15 protein-coding genes are annotated in these 19,786 nt (G+C 44.0%); 2 read left to right on the top strand and 13 right to left on the bottom strand.

The window, feature by feature from the left end; translation table 11 throughout:
* Positions 1-26: 26 nt before the first annotated feature.
* The gene (locus AB4135_RS13610) at positions 27-677 is read right to left on the bottom strand and encodes a response regulator (RefSeq protein ID WP_371993672.1); all 651 of its coding nucleotides are present in this window, start codon (positions 675-677) and stop codon (positions 27-29) included.
* Positions 678-1,082: 405 nt separating this feature from the next.
* Between AB4135_RS13610 and AB4135_RS13605 the strand changes: the two genes are divergently transcribed.
* Positions 1,083-2,213 (top strand): patatin-like phospholipase family protein, encoded by a 1,131-nt coding sequence (locus AB4135_RS13605; protein ID WP_371993670.1) that lies wholly within the window; start codon positions 1,083-1,085, stop codon positions 2,211-2,213.
* Positions 2,214-2,266: 53 nt separating this feature from the next.
* On the opposite strand, the gene AB4135_RS13600 is transcribed toward AB4135_RS13605, so the two are convergent.
* Positions 2,267-2,980, bottom strand: a complete 714-nt coding sequence (locus AB4135_RS13600) for an SGNH/GDSL hydrolase family protein (protein WP_371993668.1) — start codon at positions 2,978-2,980, stop codon at positions 2,267-2,269.
* A 22-nt stretch (positions 2,981-3,002) separates the two neighbouring features.
* Positions 3,003-4,952, bottom strand: a complete 1,950-nt coding sequence (locus AB4135_RS13595; RefSeq protein ID WP_371993667.1) for a monovalent cation:proton antiporter-2 (CPA2) family protein — start codon at positions 4,950-4,952, stop codon at positions 3,003-3,005.
* Between the two features lie 364 nt (positions 4,953-5,316).
* Here AB4135_RS13595 and AB4135_RS13590 point away from each other — a divergent pair, with 364 nt between their 5' ends.
* On the top strand, positions 5,317-6,207 hold the full coding sequence (locus AB4135_RS13590; protein WP_371993665.1) for a GGDEF domain-containing protein: 891 nt from the start codon (positions 5,317-5,319) through the stop codon (positions 6,205-6,207).
* A 13-nt stretch (positions 6,208-6,220) separates the two neighbouring features.
* Here the strand turns inward: AB4135_RS13590 and tilS are convergent, their stop codons facing one another.
* From tilS to rseP, 10 genes are all read right to left on the bottom strand, one after another.
* Positions 6,221-7,579 carry a tRNA lysidine(34) synthetase TilS gene (tilS, locus tag AB4135_RS13585; protein WP_371993663.1) on the bottom strand — a complete coding sequence of 453 codons (1,359 nt, stop codon included), beginning with the start codon at positions 7,577-7,579 and terminating at the stop codon, positions 6,221-6,223.
* A gap of 3 nt (positions 7,580-7,582) precedes the next feature.
* Positions 7,583-11,053, bottom strand: a complete 3,471-nt coding sequence (gene dnaE / locus AB4135_RS13580; protein ID WP_371993661.1) for a DNA polymerase III subunit alpha — start codon at positions 11,051-11,053, stop codon at positions 7,583-7,585.
* Positions 11,054-11,227: 174 nt separating this feature from the next.
* On the bottom strand, positions 11,228-11,836 hold the full coding sequence (gene rnhB / locus AB4135_RS13575) for a ribonuclease HII (RefSeq protein ID WP_371993660.1): 609 nt from the start codon (positions 11,834-11,836) through the stop codon (positions 11,228-11,230).
* On the bottom strand, positions 11,836-12,987 hold the full coding sequence (gene lpxB / locus AB4135_RS13570) for a lipid-A-disaccharide synthase (RefSeq protein WP_371993658.1): 1,152 nt from the start codon (positions 12,985-12,987) through the stop codon (positions 11,836-11,838). The genes rnhB and lpxB overlap by 1 nt, the downstream gene beginning before the upstream one ends.
* A 68-nt stretch (positions 12,988-13,055) precedes the next feature.
* Positions 13,056-13,826 (bottom strand): acyl-ACP--UDP-N-acetylglucosamine O-acyltransferase, encoded by a 771-nt coding sequence (lpxA, locus tag AB4135_RS13565; protein ID WP_371993656.1) that lies wholly within the window; start codon positions 13,824-13,826, stop codon positions 13,056-13,058.
* On the bottom strand, positions 13,823-14,284 hold the full coding sequence (gene fabZ / locus AB4135_RS13560) for a 3-hydroxyacyl-ACP dehydratase FabZ (RefSeq protein ID WP_044555987.1): 462 nt from the start codon (positions 14,282-14,284) through the stop codon (positions 13,823-13,825). The genes lpxA and fabZ overlap by 4 nt, the downstream gene beginning before the upstream one ends.
* Positions 14,285-14,322: 38 nt before the next feature.
* Positions 14,323-15,339: a UDP-3-O-(3-hydroxymyristoyl)glucosamine N-acyltransferase gene (lpxD, locus tag AB4135_RS13555; protein ID WP_371993654.1), complete on the bottom strand. Its 1,017-nt coding sequence runs from the start codon at positions 15,337-15,339 to the stop codon at positions 14,323-14,325.
* A gap of 4 nt (positions 15,340-15,343) precedes the next feature.
* Positions 15,344-15,841 carry an OmpH family outer membrane protein gene (locus tag AB4135_RS13550; RefSeq protein WP_371993712.1) on the bottom strand — a complete coding sequence of 166 codons (498 nt, stop codon included), beginning with the start codon at positions 15,839-15,841 and terminating at the stop codon, positions 15,344-15,346.
* A gap of 59 nt (positions 15,842-15,900) precedes the next feature.
* A complete protein-coding gene (bamA, locus tag AB4135_RS13545) occupies positions 15,901-18,384 on the bottom strand; it encodes an outer membrane protein assembly factor BamA (protein ID WP_371993652.1) in 2,484 nt (827 codons plus the stop codon).
* Between the two features lie 31 nt (positions 18,385-18,415).
* Positions 18,416-19,786 carry a sigma E protease regulator RseP gene (gene rseP, locus AB4135_RS13540; protein ID WP_371993650.1) on the bottom strand — a complete coding sequence of 457 codons (1,371 nt, stop codon included), beginning with the start codon at positions 19,784-19,786 and terminating at the stop codon, positions 18,416-18,418.

Raw genomic sequence — 19,786 nt, 5'->3', positions numbered from 1 at the left:
GTTAACACTGTAGCTAGCGGCTAAAATCAAGCAATAAGAGGTGTTTTTTCAAGCTGCAGTTCGTTCATGGCAATCACTGCTTGGGTGCGGGTATGCACCCCAAGTTTTAAAAATATGGCACTCGCATGGGCCTTAATCGTTGCTTCAGAAAGGCCTAATTCGTAAGCGATTTGCTTATTGAGTAAACCATCAGCAAACATCATCAAGATGCTGTGCTGTCTAGGCGAAAGGCTAACAATTTTACTGGTCATACTATCGGCTTCTATCGCTTCAAAATTGCTGCAACCTGCAGGTACCCACTGCTGACCTGCTAATACTGACTTAATCGCACTAACCATCACCTCAACGGCTGTCGATTTAGGAATAAATCCTGCCGCACCAAACGACATACTCTTACTGACGGTGACTTTATCTTCCTGCCCCGAGATAACAACAACCCCCATTTGCGCATGACAATTGCGAATATTCACTAATGTATTAAAGCCATGCGCTTTGGGAATATTGAGATCCAGCAGCAATAAGTCTGCATCATGCTGCTTTAATACTTCATCAAGTTCGGCAACTGATTCCGCTTCAAACAAACTCACATTTTCAAAATGAGTGGTTAAGATATTGACCAATGCTTGTCTAAATAATGGATGGTCATCAGCTATTATTATTTTTAGTGGCTGTAACATGTTCGATCCCTCATATGTACATTTTTTTAGTCTACTCCATTGCCTTTTATTATCAACTCGCCACGATTATGCACCTATTCGGCACACTCGAGATTTAACACTTTAATTACAAATAGATAGTCTTATCCATTGCGTAAAAAGCTCCTTAGCTCCTAGCAGAAACATAGACTTATTAACTAGGTTTTCTGTAAGGTTTTTGTGTTAGATGGAACTTTCCCCCTAACTAAACGGTGTCGTATCACAGCGCAAACTCCGCAAAATTCAAATCAGCGCCATAAAATAACAGCCAATTAAACTCATCACTAAATTTGGTTTAAGGCTTGTACATAAAGCAACTCTCACATATTCTGAATTAAGCAGTATTTTTAAATTAGTTTTACTTTTCAAATGATAAGGAACGCCAATTTGCCAGATAAAATTGCATTAGTATTGGGTGGCGGTGGCGCAAGAGCGGCATACCAAATAGGCGTTCTTAAAGCGATTGTACAGTTTTATCCCCGTAACCAAGGGATCCCCTTCAAGATTGTTTGCGGTACTTCCGCCGGCGCAATTAACGCAACCTCTATTGCAACTCACGCCTCTTGCTTTCATTTAGGCGTGCGAAAACTGGAATGGGTTTGGCGCCATATTCACGCAAAAAAAGTCTATCAAGCTTCTATTGGCGGCGTGGTTAAGCACCTAAGTAAAATGGCATTAAAAGGAGTGCAAAGCGATGGTGCCTCTCACAGTGCCGGCAGTTTATTTAATAGTGAGCCTTTACGAGGGCTACTGAACGACTTAATTAGTTTTGAGCGCATAGGGCGAAATATTAGTAGTGGTGCGCTAGATGCTGTAAGCCTAGATACCTCTTGTTATAACAACTCTCGCTCAGTCACCTTCTTTCAAGGTAATCCACTTATAGATGACTGGCAACGTGCACGTCGAAGCGGTCAGCGCACTCGCTTAAACACCGAACACCTATTAGCAAGCTCTGCCATTCCGTTGATATTCCCGTCTGTGCGTCTTAAACAAGAATATTATGGCGATGGCTCGGTGCATCAGCTTGCGCCATTGAGCAGCCCGATTCACCTTGGTGCAGATAAGATCATGGTGATCAATTTGGAAAGCCCCCATAAGGCTCAACCAAAGGAACTTGATCATCATCCTAAAACTGCAACCATTGCAGGTCACCTGCTCGACACGATATTTTCAGACACCTTAAACAGCGATCTAGAACGACTTGAGCGGATTAACAGTACTTTATCACTCATTCCTGAAGAGAGCCGACAAAAGCTGGCTTTGAAACAGATTGAGACCTTAGTCATTAAACCAAGTGAAGATTTAAGTGTTATCGCATCACGCTACTTTCAAGATATGCCATTTGCGATCAGAATGATGATGAAAGCACTGGGGATCAATGAACACTCAGACTCGAGTGTTGGCTCATACCTATTATTCGAGCAGGGATATTGCAGTGCGTTAATAGAGCTAGGTTACCAAGATGCCATGTGCCAAATTGATGAAATAAAGTCCTTTTTCAATATTCAGTCTCATTGATCATTGAGAGAATAAATAACTCCCTCATTTAAGAACCAAATGGTATTAGCGGGCTATTTCGGCATAACAGTGTCACCAATGGCCTCAACAATACTGTCACCCCAATGTTGATAGATGAGTTCGCCAGGATGGAAACCATCACTGGCCATCTGCGCAGGTTCTGGCTTTGAGCCAAAATCTAACAAGATAAAAGGTTCAGACTTAGAAAGTTGTCTCAACAAGCCATTAAACTCATCACTACGCTTACCAAGAAACCAACGTAAAGGTTGCGGCAAAGCAGGAAAGCTTCCCATAGGTGGGACTTGAGTTAATATCAGTTTACGGCAGTTAACGCTTTGGGTAAGAAACGCTATGAGTTCTAGCTGTTGTTGCAACCACTCCCGCGCCGATAATGGACTTAGTACATCATTAACCCCAAGTGACACCACCACGATATCGAACTCAAATGCTTGCTCATTATATCTCTTATTGAGCATTTTAAGGGTCTGTGCAGTGTTAGCACCAGACTTAGCAATAAGCTGCCACGACACCTCAAAATGAGCCGATAAACCTGAACTGATAGTACCGCTTAAGGCATCCTTTTGCTGCTCAACGCCCACGCCGGCGGCAGCTGAATCACCTAACACTAACAGGGAGACCGCGGGTCCTTCTCCCAAACAACCGCTGCGATCACCGCCGGCCTCAGGTAACTTCGGCGTATTCTTCTTTACTCGTCGACCTTGAATAAACATCAATGGCAGTAGCAGTATAAAAATTATCTTGTGCAAAATAACGTCCTTATTATCTCTGTTAACCTTGTAGTAAAAAGGTTTCCGCCTTTTCTATTCGTCGAGGCTTTCCAAGCAATATTAGAATATCACCCGGTTTAATCTGCCAGTCCAGTTCAGGATTATCAACTTCAGCGCCCGCCCGGCGAACTGCACGCAGTTCAACTCGAAGCTTTTCCCAGGGGATATCTGCCAACGTCAGCCCTACGGCATTGGCCCCTTTAGGTAATGACACGGCATGAAGCAATTCAAGGGTAAAATCTGTTTCAGCCCCTGAGAAGAAACCATGTAAATATTGATAATGGTTGCGTCGCTCTGATTCCAAACGTTTTAGGATCCTTGCGAGCGGCACGCCACATTGATAGAGCACTTGAGAAACCAGCATTAAGCTGCCCTCTAGGGTTTCTGGAATAACTTGGCTAGCCCCAGCCTCCTCTAACTCCTCCATGCCCGAGTCATCGCGAGTACGTACCAAAATTTTAGCCTCTGGCGCCAACTGACGGCATAGAGGCAGCACCTCCTCCAATATTCGTTCACTACTAAAGGTAATAACGATCAATTTTGCATGGCGCACGTGCGCTTGTTTGAGAATACTGCGTTTGCACACGTCACCAAAGTATACCGGCTCTCCCGCCGTTCTGGCCTCAGAGACACGTTTGGGATCTAAATCGAGTACAAGATAGGGTATCGCCTCGGTTTTCATAAACCTTGCTATCGTTTGCCCAACGCGGCCATAGCCAAGAATAAGCACCATATCATCGGCAACATCAGCACCAACGGCAATCGGTTCACTTTTTTCAGGCTTAGGTTTTAACCCTTGTAGCATTCTTGCTATGTCTACACTATGGCGAACAAGCCAAGGAGCAAGTGCCATTGATAACACCGCAACCATAACTAATGTGGTACTAGTTTTCACATCCAATAATTGATAGTTAACTGCAAGCGCTAGCACAACAAAGCTAAATTCACCGACCTGCGCCAAGCTTAAGGCTGTTGACACAGAGACCCTAAATGACTCTTTAGCAAGTTTAAGTAACGAAAAAATGACTAACGCTTTACCTAAGATTACTGCAATTAACAGTATGATGATCTGCCACCAATACTGCGCGACGAGTTGAAAATCGAGCAACATACCGATGGAGATAAAAAACAGCCCCATCAGTAAGTCTCTAAAAGGGCGAATATCGGCCTCTAATTGCCGGCGGTATTGGCTTTCCCCCAAGAGCATCCCCGCCATAAATGCACCTAACGCCATCGATAAGCCTAGCCACTGGGTAATAGCACCAGTGACTAACGCTACAACCAAAGTCGACAATACAAATAACTCATTTGAACGAGAACGCGCCACTTCATCGAATAGTCTTGGCAACGCCCATTTGCCAAAAGCCATTAGCGCAATGAAAGCCAATATGCCTTTTAATAACGCATAGGCTACATCACTTAATAATAGAGGTGCACCATCGCTTGCGAGCAGCGGCAGTAGGATTAATAGGGGAACAACGGCAATATCTTGAAACAACAGCACACTGACTGACAGCTCACCATGGCGGCGTCGCAGCCAGCCTTGTTCATTAAGCAGTTTAAGCACAATTGCTGTCGAAGATAGCGCAATGGCCGAGCCTACAACAATTGATTCGGTCACAGTCAAATTACATAACAGAGCGATGACCATGCTCAGCGCAGCAGTCACCAGCACCTGAGCACTGCCTAAACCAAATACGGTTCTACGCATCGCCCAAAGCCTCGGCAGAGAAAACTCAAGCCCAAGGCTAAACATCAGCAGCACCACCCCAAGCTCTGCAACCGACTGCATCTGATGCTGGGTAAACCAATGGAAACCACTCGGGCCACTAATTATCCCTGTCATTAAGTATGCCAAAATCGCCGGTAATCCCGCCCGCCTTAAAATGGCAATAGAGACAATGGCGACCACTAACATAAGCAGTATTTGGATTAAAAAGCTGTGTTCCATGTGCTCAATGTACTCCTAGGGACAATGTGAATTTTTAAGCTTGGGTTTAACGCATCTATTTATCATAAAGAATAATACTTGTACTACAAGCCAAAGAAACGATTAAGCATTTAAAAGTGAAACACTAATTGGTAATTACAACAGCAAAATTTGTCAATTTCATATGAGGTTTTACGATTTTTCCGTGTTGCCGAAATAGCGCCACTTCGCTGTTTGTCAAAAAACAGTCGCCTCAAGTTTTAACGCCTAAAACACCAAGGTAAACCTATGATTAATAAAGATAACAAATAAAAAACGAGCTGTTGGCACGATTAGTGCTTATTTAAAGATTAGTAATACCGCTAATTTATTTGGAGTTGAGTACATGGAATTTGGCCTAGCGACCGAGCTTTTTCCTAACGAGTATCGCGTTGAAGCTGATCTAGAGTCGGCCTACCCGGTAGATCTTAATCTTGTCCCCATCATCCAACAACTGCACCAACATTTAGACCCGCGGACAGTATTTGCCTGCTTCGGCAAAATCATGGGGCAATATTTGCCGCTCCATGGGGTGCAACTCAGTTATAAGCAATATCACTTTCAATGGGGACGCCAAGGCGGTTACTCGATTGAGCAGCATCTAACGCTGGCTGACACTATGGTTACGGTTAACTATAACCTAAAAGCGCCTTTAGTGCCGTCGCAAGCTCAGCGTTTGAATCAACTACAAGAACTGGTATTACAACCCTTGTTCAACGCGATTCAGTTTCAAGAGATATCCAAACAAGCAATGTTTGACGCGCTGACTCAGCTAGGAAATCGCCACTATTATCTTGAACAGATAAAAAAAGAGATCGCTCGCGCAGAGCGAAACCACAGTACTTTTTCATTAGTCACCTTAGATCTCGATAACTTTAAGCAACTTAACGATCGCTTTGGGCATCAGTTAGGCGATGAAGCATTGGTCTCTTTTGCCAAACTGCTTAATCGGGTAATAAGAGATACTGATCAAGCCTTTAGAATTGGCGGTGATGAGTTCACAATTTTAGTGCAAGGTGATGCACAAGCGGCTGCGATCCTGTGTGAAAGAATTTTGAGCGCCTTGGAGCAACTTGCAAATATAGAGAGTTATCAGGTTCGAACCAGTTTAGGTATTGCCCAGTGGGCTAACAATGATTCTGAGCAGAGTTTATACCAAAAATCAGATAGTGCTCTTTATCAAGCCAAAGCGATGGGCAGACAGTGCTACAGTATCTATCAGCCAAAAGATTGCTAATTAATTTAAGTAATTAATTAGCGGTAAACGACAGCCCTTGCTCACTCTCGGAGCACAGATAGGCTTTTTCATTCCAGTAACCGATGGCACATACCAATTTACCGTTGTAGCACAATAGCGGTACTTTAGCTCTTGCCCACGGCGGTACGGCAAACTCCTGCCATAATTTCTTCAATTCGCGACCTTTATTGCGATTATGCGGCTGACAACGAGTACTTCCTGGCAAAGCAAACTCAATAGTCACCTTTTCATCTGCACGTGGTAAACGCACCCCAGCCCCTAAAGCCAGACTCGCGTTAACCCGTTTCTCAGTACCACAGCTAATTCCCTGTTCGAGGATTTCATCGATTGATGACACTGTGATCTTGCTCAATGGCACCTCTTTAGTCAGCGTTAGAAAGTAACCTGCGCCTTTAAAGCGCTTTATGACAACGTCAGCTAACTTTATATCAATATTGGCATCAGCTTTAGCATCGAGCAATTGGCTAAGAATTTGTTGTACTTGTACTTTAGAAGGTGGCGCAAACCCTAATTGTTCCATGTGGCCTCGCAGCAGTAGCGCTTGCCAAGCTGCAGAATACTCAGCTAATGCCGCGAGCTCAATAACCGACTCACCCTCTTGCCGACTCTGAATTGAGGGCAATCGCGTTGCCATCTCCTCATCAACAACACTTTGTTGCATCGCACATAACTCGGCACTGCGACTCGCTGTTGCAGCAATGGCACTCCAACGCTGCTTTAAGGCAGGAATGATAGATTGACGTAGAAAGTTTCTATCATATTTTTCATCAAAATTACTCTCATCTTGAATATGAGTAATGTGATGTTTGCTGGCGTAAGCTTCAACATCCGTTTTTTTCATATCAAGTAGTGGGCGTATCAACCACTTATCTTTATCGAATGGCTGTACCCTGCCCATCGCTGATAGACCTTTTGGGCCTAGTCCGCGCTTTAAAGCCAGTAAAATAGTTTCGAGTTGATCATCTTGATGATGAGCTGTCATTAGAATATCAGCAGCGTCCATCTGTGCTGTTAGTGCTTGATAACGCACCAAACGTGCAGCGGCTTCAACACTGACCCTTGGTGCCAGTTTCACCTCGACATGGACTACAGAGCAAGGTAACTGATATTTAGCAGCCTGCGCTTGGCAATGTAACGCCCAACGATTGGCGTTAACACTCAAACCATGATGAACATGCAGCAACTGATATTCAAACTGTGGCTGTTGCTTGGCAAACAACGACAAACCTTGTGCTAAGATCTCTGAATCGACGCCACCACTATAAGCCAGCACAACTTTACGGGGCTTTTGGCTTAGCTCAATCGATGGTAACTCGTCGATACAACGTTGGATCAGCTGTGCAATATCCATAACTTAAAAGACTATCCGAACTTTGTTTGAGCCTGTTAGCGACTCAAGCGCCAACATTAAATCATCGGTTGGGTTCACCCGCCATTCATCACCCAGTGCAAACTGCGCTTTAGTTTCTGGCTGGGCGTAATTGATTAACACTGGTACAGCGCCATTTTTCCATGGTTCAACTGCTGCCTGAAAACGGTTTAACCAATCTCCATCAACCTCTGTTGACTGCAGGTCAACTTCAACCGCATTTGCAAAGTGGCTGCGCGCTTCGCCCATATCAATAATATTACGCGCAGTCATACGATTACCGCCGGAGAAGTCATCGAAGCTAACTTCGCCTTCAATAATCAAAATACGATCTTTTTCAAGCAAGTGATTAAACTTCTCAAACGCTTCGGTAAATAGCATCACCTCTAAACGTGCACTCTTATCGTCCAATGTCACCAAGCCCATTTTAGCACCACGTTTGGTCATCATGACTCGTGTTGCTACCACGAGCCCAGCCGCTTTCATGGTTTTACCACGCTCTGTTGGATGAACATCTTTCAGCCGACCAGAGGTGTAATGCTTAAGCTCTTTGAGATACTGATTAATCGGGTGGCCAGTTAAATACAAACCAAGCGTGTCGCGCTCCCCTTCTAGCCAGACTTTGTCAGGCCAAGGCGTGCAATCTACGAATTGTTGTTTATCATCTTCTGGCTCGCTATTGAGCAAGCCAAACATATCGTGTTGACCTAAGGCTTCCGCTTTAGCATGCTGATCCGCCGCGCGAATAGCTTCTGGTAATGTTGCCACCAATGACGCTCGATGCGGGCCAAGATTATCAAGCGCGCCGGCACAAATTAACTTTTCAATCACGCGGCGATTAAGCTTTTTAAGGTCAATTCGAGCACAAAAATCAAACAAATCGGTAAATGGACCATCTTTTCTAGCCTGTAGTATCGAGTCCACTGGGCCTTCACCTACCCCTTTAACCGCACCGATGCCGTAGACAATATTAAGATCTTCATCAACAGTAAACCTAAATAACCCCTTATTGACATCGGGTGGGATAAGCGGCAAGCCCATACGTTCACACTCATCAACTAAGGTAACAATCTTGTCGGTGTTATCCATATCAGCTGACATCACCGCGGCCATAAACTGCGACGGGTAATGGGTCTTTAACCATAGTGTTTGGTAGGATACCAATGCGTAAGCAGCAGAGTGAGACTTGTTAAATCCATAACCCGCAAATTTTTCCACCAAATCGAAAATCTTCATCGATAGTGGGCCATCAACGCCGTTCTTAATTGAGCCCTCTTCAAACGTTCCGCGCTGCTTTGCCATCTCTTCTGGCTTTTTCTTACCCATAGCACGACGCAGCATATCCGCCCCACCCAAGGTATAACCAGCCAATACCTGGGCAATCTGCATCACCTGCTCTTGGTACAAAATAATGCCGTAGGTTGGCGACAGTAATTCTTTCAATGATTCGTGCTGGTACTCTGCATCAGGGTAAGAAACTTCTTCGCGACCATGCTTACGCTCAATGAAGTTATCTACCATGCCAGACTGCAAAGGACCGGGTCTAAACAGTGCTACTAGTGCAATCATATCTTCAAAGCAGTCAGGCTGAAGGCGCTTAATCAAATCCTTCATACCCCGGGATTCCAGCTGAAATACCGCCGTCGTTTCGTAGCGCTGTAGTAACTTAAAACACTTAGGGTCTGTCAGCGAAATAGACTCAATTCGCACACGATCTTCACCATTCTTGTCTTTAACGGCGTTAACCATCTGCAACGCCCAATCAATAATGGTCAGCGTTCTTAGACCTAAGAAATCGAACTTAACCAAACCTGCGGTTTCTACATCGTTTTTATCAAACTGAGTAACCGGGTTAAGCCCTTCCGAGTCACAGTAAATAGGAGAGAAATCAGTAATTTTGGTCGGCGCAATAACAACACCACCAGCATGCTTACCCGCGTTACGCGTTACGCCTTCCAATATGCGGCACATGTCGATGAGGTCTTTCACCTCCTCGCTGCCGTCATAGGATTCTTGCAACGCTGGTTCGACCTCAAAGGCCTTTGCCAAGGTCATACCGGGTTCTGCTGGCACCATTTTTGAGATACGGTCAACAAAACCATAAGGGTGCCCTTGAACACGTCCCACGTCTCGTATTACTGCTTTGGCCGCCATGGTACCGAAAGTAATAATCTGCGATACCGCATCTCGGCCGTACAAGTCTGCCACATGGTCAATAACCTCATCTCGGCGATCCATACAAAAATCGACATCGAAATCCGGCATAGAAACACGTTCAGGATTCAAAAATCGCTCGAACAGTAGATCATATTCTAGTGGGTCGAGATCGGTAATTTTCAGTGCATAGGCTACTAATGAGCCAGCACCCGAACCTCGACCTGGGCCAATAGGAATATCGTTATCCTTACCCCACTGGATAAATTCCATCACGATGAGGAAGTAACCGGGGAAGCCCATCTCGTTAATTACTTTAAGCTCAATATCCAAGCGTTCGTCGTATTCTGGCCGCTTCTCAGCTCTAACCTCTGCATCGGGGAATAAAAACTCTAAGCGCTCTTCTAACCCTTTCTCTGACACATCAACCAAAAAGTCTTCAATAGATAAATCGCCTGTGGGAAAGTTAGGCAAAAAATATTCATTCAAACGCACAGTGACATTACAACGCTTAGCAATTTCAACCGTGTTCTGTATCGCTTCTGGAATATCCTCAAACAGCTCACACATCTCCTCGCTACTCTTAAAATACTGCTGGTCGCTATATTTTTTAGGACGGCGAGGATCGGCTAATGTAAAACCATCTGAAATAGCCACACGGATCTCGTGTGCTTCAAATTGCTCAGGCTTATTAAATACCACTTGGTTGGTGGCGACTACTGGCAAATCTTTAGCTTGTGCCAGCTCTACAGCCATATGTAAGTAGCGCTCTTCATCTGGGCGCCCAGTACGTAATAACTCTAGGTAATAGCGATCTGGGAAATGGGTTTGATAAAACTCTATTAAGGAGTCAACCTGTGCCTGATTCTCTTTAAGTAACGCGCGGCCAACATCACCATGACGGCCACCAGAAAGTAAAATTAAACCGTCGTTATATTTGGCTAACCACTCATGATCAATAACTGCTCTATCGTCAATATGGCCACGAAGATAGGCATCACTGATAAGTAATGTAAGACTCGAATAGCCTTCATTATTCATCGCTATGGCAGTGATTGAGCAGAGCTCGTCGACACCAGGGACTTGTACCCAAAATTCGGTACCGATAATGGGCTTGATTCCGGCACCATGGCAACCGCCATAGAACTTTACCAGTCCACACATATTGGTCTGATCCGTCAGCGCCACTGCAGGCATGCCAAGTTCGCTCACTTTAGCGAGAATTGGTTTTACCTTGGACAGTCCATCAGACATTGAAAAGTCACTATGGACGCGCAAATGCACAAATAAAGGATCAGACATAGTTGGAGTATCTTTCTTTTAGGTAGATGAAGACAAATAGTCAATCTTACAGAGTAAAACATGGACTAGCAGCAAACAAGCGAAACCGCTAATCCAAGTGACGGATGGATAAATTTTTAGCGACAATCATGCCGTATATGCACTTAGAGCATTGTTTGAAAAAAAGGACAAGTTCTACATCGCTTCCCGTACTGGACGAAAACTCTTGCGATGCTCAGCGAGTACGCCGTAATTGGCTAATGCTTCAAAATGAGCCTTCGTCGGGTAACCTTTGTGTTTCTCAAATCCATATTGAGGATACTGCTGTGCAAGTTGCTCCATTTCACGGTCGCGGATCACTTTAGCAATAATTGAAGCGGCGCTGATGGCATCGATAAGACCATCACCTTTAATGATTGCGTGGCTTTGCATACCAAAGTCTGGACAACGATTACCATCAACCAATACCGAGCTTGGCTTAATAGATAACCCAGCAACCGCACGCTGCATTGCAAGCATAGTGGCGTGCAATATGTTTAGTTCATCAATTTCAATAGGCGTAGCAGCGCCAACGCTGACACTTAATGCTTTCTCTTGGATCTGATTGAAAAGCAATTCGCGCTTTTTCTCTGATAATTTTTTTGAATCGTTAAGGCCAATAATCGGATTATTGGGATCTAATATAACTGCAGCGGTTACCACATTGCCTACTAAAGGACCGCGGCCAACTTCGTCAACTCCAGCGTATTGTCCAATACAGATCGATTCAATTTGCTCTTGGGTTATACCTTTAAAAACGGCCACTAGTTTTGTTCCTCTATTAGCTTAACCACCGCATCTGCTGCACGTGCACTAGCATCACGACGGATCTCTATATGCATCTGCATGAAACGATCATGTAATGGGGTGAAATCGCTATCAAGCTGTCTAGATACTGCAGCAGCTATTTTTTGCGCGGTACAATGCTCTTGGATCAATTCTTCAACCACATCGTCATCGGCCAGCAAATTGGGCAGCGAATAGCGTTTGGTTAGCATCATACCTTTAGCAATACGATAGGTGATTGGGCTAACTCTATAAGCGACAACCATAGGTCTTTTAACCAACATAGCTTCAAGCGTGGCAGTACCTGATGCGAGTAATATGCAGTCGGCGGCTGCCATCACTTCACGAGAATGGCCTTCAACTAAATGAATCTCTAAATCAGGTGCATGCTCGCTCAGTGCTTGCTCGAATTGGGTGCGGCGTTTTTCATTCACCAGTGGTGTGACAAATTTGATATCGGGATAGCGCTGCTTAATGATGCTAGCCGCCTTCACAAAAGGCTCTGCAAGCATTTTTAACTCCCCACCTCGAGATCCAGGTAAGATAGCTAAATATTCAGCTTCGCCATCCAGTCCAAGTAGTTCACGAGCCTCAGCCTTACTGCTTTCTAACGGGATATCATCTGCTAACGTGTGGCCAACAAAGGTACAAGGTACTTGATACTTATCGTAAAAGGCTTTCTCAAACGGCAATAGCGACAGCACCATATTGGTTGCCTTCGCAATTTTAAAAATGCGCTTCGGCCGCCATGCCCATACTGATGGACTAACATAATGAACCGTCTTTATGCCACGAGCTTTAAGCTTTAACTCGAGGCCTATATTAAAATCAGGAGCATCAATTCCAATAAAGCAGTCTGGCTTAAGTTGGCTAATTTCATCAATCAGCGTTGACCGTACTTTAAGCAACCTAGGAAGACGCGAAAGCACCTCTACAATTCCCATAACGGCGAGTTCTTCATAGGAGAATAGAGATTCAAAGCCAAGCGCGTCCATGCGTGGGCCGCCAATGCCGACAAAGCGTGCATCTGGATAGCTTTGCTTAAGCGCTTTAATCAAGCCAGCACCAAGAATATCACCCGAGATTTCTCCGGCGACCATAGCGAATATACGAGGAGTGTTTAGGCTCATAAAAAAAGTCTATTTTTAAAGATGATTGATAAAGAAAAAACCCGCTAGATAGCGGGTTCTTATTAACACTATCGAACTATGCCTCGACTTGAAGATGCGACAAAGTCGACCAACAGTTTAACTTGTTCATCATCGACTGCCGCTTCCTTTAACTGCTCAACCGCTTCTTCAACGGTTAAACCATTGCGGTAAAGCGTTTTATAAGCTCGTCGAACCGCAAGCTGAGATTCCTTACTGAAACCTCTGCGTTTGAGACCTTCACTATTAAGGCCTCTTGGCACTGCAGGTTGACCCGAAGCCATGACAAACGGTGGCACATCGTTCAAAATTAAAGAATAGCCAGCTGTAAATGCGTGAGCGCCGATTTTTACAAACTGATGCACACCTGTCATGCCGCCAAGAATGGCATAATCGCCGACATGAACATGTCCAGCAATTGAAGCATTATTAGACATAATAACATTATTACCAACGACACAGTCGTGGGCGATATGCACATAGGCCATAAATAGGTTATTTGAACCGATACGGGTTTCCCAATTATCTTGAGTTGTACCACGGTGTATCGTTACCGATTCACGAATAACGTTATTATCACCAATAATAAGACGTGTTGCTTCACCTGCAAACTTCTTATCTTGACAATCTTCACCTACTGAGGCGAATTGATAAAATTTATTACCTTTGCCAATAACTGTTGGGCCTTTCACAACAACGTGTGAACTAAACCAACAATCATCACCAATTTCTACGTTTGCGCCAATATAGGTCCATGGACCTATAGTGACATTATTGCCAATTTTGGCATCTGGATGGATGTAAGCTAATTTATCGATCACTTGGAAATCTCTCTCCGTGCACACATTATTTCGGCTGAACAAACAACCTCGCCATCCACTTTGGCTTCGCCAGTAAATACGCCAATTCCACGGCGCTCTTTAATCATTTTGACTTCGAAATGCAACTGATCGCCTGGTTCTACAACACGCTTAAAACGTGCTTTGTCGATCCCTGCAAAATAATATAGTGCATCATTCGAAGGTGCATCACTCATCGTCTTGAATGCTAAAAGACCAGTAGCTTGCGCCATAGCCTCTAAAATCAATACGCCTGGCATCACTGGTTGAACCGGGAAGTGTCCCTGAAAGAATGGCTCATTAATGGTGACATTTTTGATAGCATGTAAAGTTTCACCAGGGGTGAAGTCCAATACTCTATCAATCAATAAAAATGGGTATCTATGAGGCAAAAACTTTAGGATCTCTTTGATATCCATTGTATTCAATTGATTTGACACGAAACTTATTCCTTAACCTGCCCAAGGCAGCTATTCATTTACTTTGTGTTGTTTTCTAACTTCTTAACACGCTGAAACAGCCCATCAAGCTGTCTAAAGCGAACAGTATTTTTACGCCACAGTTTATTATCCATCGCAACCGTTGCAGAAGAATAAACACCAGGCTCACGGATCACACTGGTAATATTAGTACTGCCGGTAACATGCACGCCATCACAGATGCTGAGATGCCCTGAAATTGCGCAATTACCGCCGATTATACAGTGCTTACCAATAGTGACACTACCGGCAACAACTGTACTCCCCGCAATTGCGGTATTAGCACCAATAATATCGTTGTGCGCTATCTGAACTTGGTTATCTACAATAACACCATCATGAATTTCGGTATGATCTATCGCACCACGATCTACGGTAGTATTGGCACCAATCTCAACACGGTCTCCAATTCGAACGCCGCCTGTTTGTGGTATTTTAATCCACTGTCCACGTTCATTGGCATAACCAAATCCATCAGAGCCTATAATAGCACCCGAATGAATAATACAGTCTTGACCTAGATGCACATCATGATAGACAGTCACATTCGCCCATAATAATGTGTTAGAACCAATAACACTGTCTTGTCCAACAACGCTACCAGCGCCAACTTGGACATTGTTACCAACAACAACATTTTCACCAATAACGGCATTTGCACCAATAGCAACATCCTCTCCTAGCATAGCAGAAGCTGCTATTTGTGCAGAAGGGTGAATATTTTCAGCCGCCTTTGGGGTGGTATCAAGGAATTGTGCAATGCGGGCAAAACCAACATAGGGATCTTTCAAGACAATGGCATTGCCTTCAAACCCTTCAGCGTCTGCCGGACTCATCAAAATCGCCGATGCAGCTGTAGTTTCAAGCTGTGAACGGTATTTTGAGTTTGCCAAAAAAGAGATTTGACCTTTACCTGCACTGTCCAAAGTGCCGACCGTTGATATTTCAACGGAGTCGTCACCTTGAACATCTGCATTAAGATGGTCAGCCAGTACTCTTAAAGTATAGCTAGTCATCTATTTACTTGCCTTTACCTAGAGCTTCAACAACCTTGTTGCTGATGTCAGCAGTTGGCTTAACGTAGATAACAGCACCACGTTGTAACACCATGTCATACTGCTCTTTTTCTGCAATTGTATTGATTGTCTTTTGTACTTCAAGAAGTAATTTATTTTGCTCTTCACCGTTACGACGACGCATATCTTCGTCTAGTGCTTTGCCTTTAAGTTGCAGCTCAGCCTTCATTGATTCCATCTTACGAACCATTTCAGTCTTTTGAGACTCACTCATCAGCGCCGCATCACGCTGCTGCTTTTCAAGCAAACCACGTAGCTCTTCTTGCATTTTTTGTACAGCGGCAACACGGTCACCAAACTCTGCTTTTAAAGTTTCGTTAACCTGTTCGCGTTGAGGTAGCTGTTCAAATACAGCTTGCATGTCTACAACTGCAATCTTTTCAGCGTGCGCAACCAATGGTGCACCTAAAAGAACCAAAACCATCATTGCGCGATTTAACATCTTATTCAAAACAAACTCCTTTATCTCAGCAAAACTTGCCGATTACATTTAAATTATTTTTAGAAAGTTTTACCAATATTAAACGAGAAGATCTCTGTTTCATCATCCTCGTATTCCTTGATTGGCCATGCAAGACTAAACACCATAGGTCCCATCGGCGACAACCACTGCACGCTCATGCCCCAAGAGGCACGAATACGACTCGGATCGCTATAATCTTCAAGTTTATTAAACTCTTCAATTGGAAGATAACGATACGACTCATAGTCAAACTCAGTATCCCATACGTTACCCGCATCCACAAAGAAGCTTGTACGAACAGAGTTGGTATAGGCTTCATCTAAGAACGGCGTAGGTACAATTAACTCTAAACTCGCTGTTGCAATAGCGTTACCACCAATTGAGCGACCTGAGCTAACTTGAATCCGGTTAGGATCCCCTGGTAGCGTACAACCTGTTCCAGAAGGATCTGGTGAACAAGGCTCGCTGCCACGGTATAAATAGAATGAACGTGGACCAACCGAGTTAGACTTAAAGCCCCGTAATGAACTACTACCACCTGAGTAATAGTTCTCCCAGAACGGTAGAATTTGGTCATTGTCATTAAACTGACCATAACCGTTACCGTAACCTAAACGACCACGCGCTAACACAACAAAGCTGTGACTGCGGTTAATTGGGAAGTAAAAGTTAGTGTCAAAGTCAGCCTTAAAGTACTGCAGGTCAGACCCTGGAACCGTCATCTTACCATTTAGACGTTGTGACGAACCATCTGATGGGAAGGTGCCACGGTTCAAGTTACTGCGTGACCAACCAAGACTTAGCTCAAAGTTATCAAAGCTTAAGCCTGCATTAGGGTCATCAGAATCACGGTAAATATCATAAAAACGAACTGCTTGTTCATAAGCCGAAATCTCTGAGATTTCGTTATGACGATAACCAATGCCACCGTTTATGCGGTTGTATTCGTTAATTGGAAAGCCTGAATTGATTGCAATACCGTAGGAGCTATTTTTATAGGCCTCTAGGTTTGCTTCATCAGCATCAAACTCACTCCAATAGATACTGCCGCCTAAACTTACACCATCTTTTGTGAAGTATGGATCTGTAAACGATAGATTGACGTTTTTCTGATACTTATTGGTGTTGAGGTTTATACCAGCTTGATTACCGGTACCTAAGAAGTTACTTTGCTGTACACCGAACTGCAAACTAAGCCCAGATTCAGTACCGTAACCCACACCAGCGTTAAATGAACCAGACGGCTGCTCTTTAACGTTAAAGGCAACATCAACTAAATCGTCAGTACCTGGTACTTGTACAGTTTCAGTATCAACTGTTTCAAAGTAGCCCAGACGGTTTAAGTTAGACTTAGATAGCTCTACTTGAGCAGAGTTAAGCCATGCGCCTTCCATTTGACGCAGTTGACGACGCATAACTTCATCTTTCGTCACTGTGTTACCAGTGAAATTGATATTACGCACGTAGACACGCTTACCGGGTTTTACATTGATATTTAACGTCACTTCTTTAGTTTCGTCATCAATTTCAGGGTAAGTCTTCACTTCAGGGTATGCATAGCCGTAACGACCTAGATACTTACCGTACATCTCTTCGGTAAATGTCACATCGCCGCCGTTATACATATCACCTTCTTTGATTGGTAATATCGCTTGTAACAGCTCTTCACGCCCCATCAAATCACCAGTAAGGTTAACGTCTTTAACCTTATACTGCTCACCTTCGTCTACATTAATCGTAATATACAGACCTTTACGGTCTGGTGTCATCGCGACCTGAGTAGATGTCACATCAAAACGAATATAACCGCGGTTTTGATAGTAGGTTTTAATGGTTTCTAAATCCGCTTGCAGCTTTTGCTTTTGGTAACGACGTTCACCAAATAGATCCCACCATGCAACGTAGTCTTTAAGCTCAAGCATACCGATGAGCTCTTCGTCACTAAATTCGCTATTACCAACAACGTTGATTTGACGAATCTCAGCAGCTAAGCCTTCAGTAAAAGAGAATTTAAGCTCGACACGGTTACGTGGCAAATTGACGATTTCTGCTTTTACTTTCGCGCCATACTTACCTACGCCATAGTAGAAATCTTGAAGACCTTTTTCGATGCCAGACAACATGGTGCGGTCAAGAGACTCACCAATTTTAACGCCGGAACCATCGAGGCTTTCTTGTAGCTGTTCATCTTTAATATCTTTGTTACCTTCAAAGGTAACAGAGCTAATTGTCGGCCTTTCAGTGACTTTAACCACCAAAACATTGCCGTCGCGCAACACTTCAATTTTTTCGAAGTTCGTTGACGCATATAAGCTCTTAATTGCTTGTTGCAACTTTAATTGATCAACAGTATCACCTACCTTCACAGGTAGATTTAGCAGAGCCGCACCGAGTGCAACTCGCTGTAATCCTTCAACTTGGATATCAGCTACTTCAAAAGGTTGAAAAGTATCAGCCCAACCGTTCCCTGAAAAAGACGCTCCGACTAATAACATCGAGGCAAAAATTTTATTCAATCTCATAGAGCACTTCTAATTATTTGTCTGTCCCTGATCAGAGTCGGGAAAAATCATTGAAGAGCGCTACACTCATCAACATTAGCAGCAATGCTGCCCCAAATCTGAATCCAATTTCCTGAACCTTTTCAGGTACAGGCCTGCCTGTTATCACTTCAACGAAGTAATACAAAAGGTGTCCTCCATCTAGCACTGGCAAAGGCAAAAGATTAATAATGCCCAAGTTCACGCTAATCAACGCAAGGAAACCTAAAAAGTAAACTAATCCGACATTAGCACTATTTCCTGCGCCTTGCGCAATAGAAATAGGCCCACTCAGATTTTTAACTGACACGTCACCAGTTAATAACTTGCCAATCATCTTAATGCTGACGGAGACAAGTTGCCATGTTTTATCCACTGCAACAGGAAAAGAGTCAAAAAAACCATATTCCAACTGCAATTTCATATTATCTGGCCAAGGTTCAAAGGTAGGAGCAACCCCTATCACTCCCTCAACGCCACCATCAGCACTTTCTCGTGATTTAGGCGTCACCTTCATCACGAGCTGTTCACCGTCACGCCTAACGGTGATATCAACGCTTTTATTTGCCGATTGCTGAATAATTTCAACAAAACGCGGCCATTCACTATAACGTTTTCCGTCAATAGCAACCAAAATATCGCCAACTTTAATACCAGCAAGCCCTGCAGCGCCATCGTCACTGACCATTGCTAGCGTTGGCAATATTTGTGGACGATACATGCCCAAACCGATAGCGGTTATCGGTAGCTCTTTTTCAGGATCGAATTTCCACTCGCGAGTATCTAATGTATATTGCTGTGCATTCGAATTTATCCCTTCTAGGCGATTCAGGGGAGCGACTGAAATATCAACTTGTGGGTTACCTATGTGGCCTGCAAGCGCCAGATTAACCTCTTCCCAGTCTTTCACTTTTTGGCCACCAACAGTCATGATTTGCAGTGGCTCTTTGACAACAATTTGCGCGGCAGGAGATCCTGCGATGGTTGAATCTATGACAGGTTTAATGGCGGGAACACCAATAAGATACATTGCGTATAGTGCAACAATAGCGAAAATGAAGTTTGCTATGGGGCCAGCACTGACAATTGCAATGCGTTGCCATACTCCCTTGCGGTTGAATGCTTGCTCTTTCAATTCTTCGGGTACGTCATCAACACGCTCATCTAGCATCTTGACATAGCCACCGAGCGGGATCATCGCGATTACGTACTCAGTACCATCTTGTCCGGTTTTACGCCAAATAGCTTTACCGAAACCGATAGAGAAACGCTCGACTTTTACGCCGCACTTTCTAGCCACCCAAAAGTGTCCATATTCATGCGCGGCGATCAAAATACCCAGTGCTACGATAAACGAACCTAGGTTCCAAAAAAAATCTATCAT

The organism is Shewanella sp. 10N.286.54.B9, assembly GCF_041468565.1.
GTDB lineage: Bacteria > Pseudomonadota > Gammaproteobacteria > Enterobacterales > Shewanellaceae > Shewanella.
Note: the sequence above shows the minus strand (reverse complement) of the source record. Positions and strands in the feature narration are given on the sequence as shown.

Excerpts from the sequence above, each read along its gene's own strand:
- rseP (WP_371993650.1), bottom strand. The coding sequence starts at position 19,786 with ATGATAGATTTTTTTTGGAACCTAGGTTCGTTTATCGTAGCACTGGGT.
- AB4135_RS13590 (WP_371993665.1), top strand. The coding sequence starts at position 5,317 with ATGGAATTTGGCCTAGCGACCGAGCTTTTTCCTAACGAGTATCGCGTT.
- tilS (WP_371993663.1), bottom strand. The coding sequence starts at position 7,579 with ATGGATATTGCACAGCTGATCCAACGTTGTATCGACGAGTTACCATCG.
- lpxD (WP_371993654.1), bottom strand. The coding sequence starts at position 15,339 with ATGACTAGCTATACTTTAAGAGTACTGGCTGACCATCTTAATGCAGAT.
- bamA (WP_371993652.1), bottom strand. The coding sequence starts at position 18,384 with ATGAGATTGAATAAAATTTTTGCCTCGATGTTATTAGTCGGAGCGTCT.
- AB4135_RS13610 (WP_371993672.1), bottom strand. The coding sequence starts at position 677 with ATGTTACAGCCACTAAAAATAATAATAGCTGATGACCATCCATTATTT.
- AB4135_RS13550 (WP_371993712.1), bottom strand. The coding sequence starts at position 15,841 with ATGTTAAATCGCGCAATGATGGTTTTGGTTCTTTTAGGTGCACCATTG.
- lpxB (WP_371993658.1), bottom strand. The coding sequence starts at position 12,987 with ATGAGCCTAAACACTCCTCGTATATTCGCTATGGTCGCCGGAGAAATC.
- dnaE (WP_371993661.1), bottom strand. The coding sequence starts at position 11,053 with ATGTCTGATCCTTTATTTGTGCATTTGCGCGTCCATAGTGACTTTTCA.
- AB4135_RS13595 (WP_371993667.1), bottom strand. The coding sequence starts at position 4,952 with ATGGAACACAGCTTTTTAATCCAAATACTGCTTATGTTAGTGGTCGCC.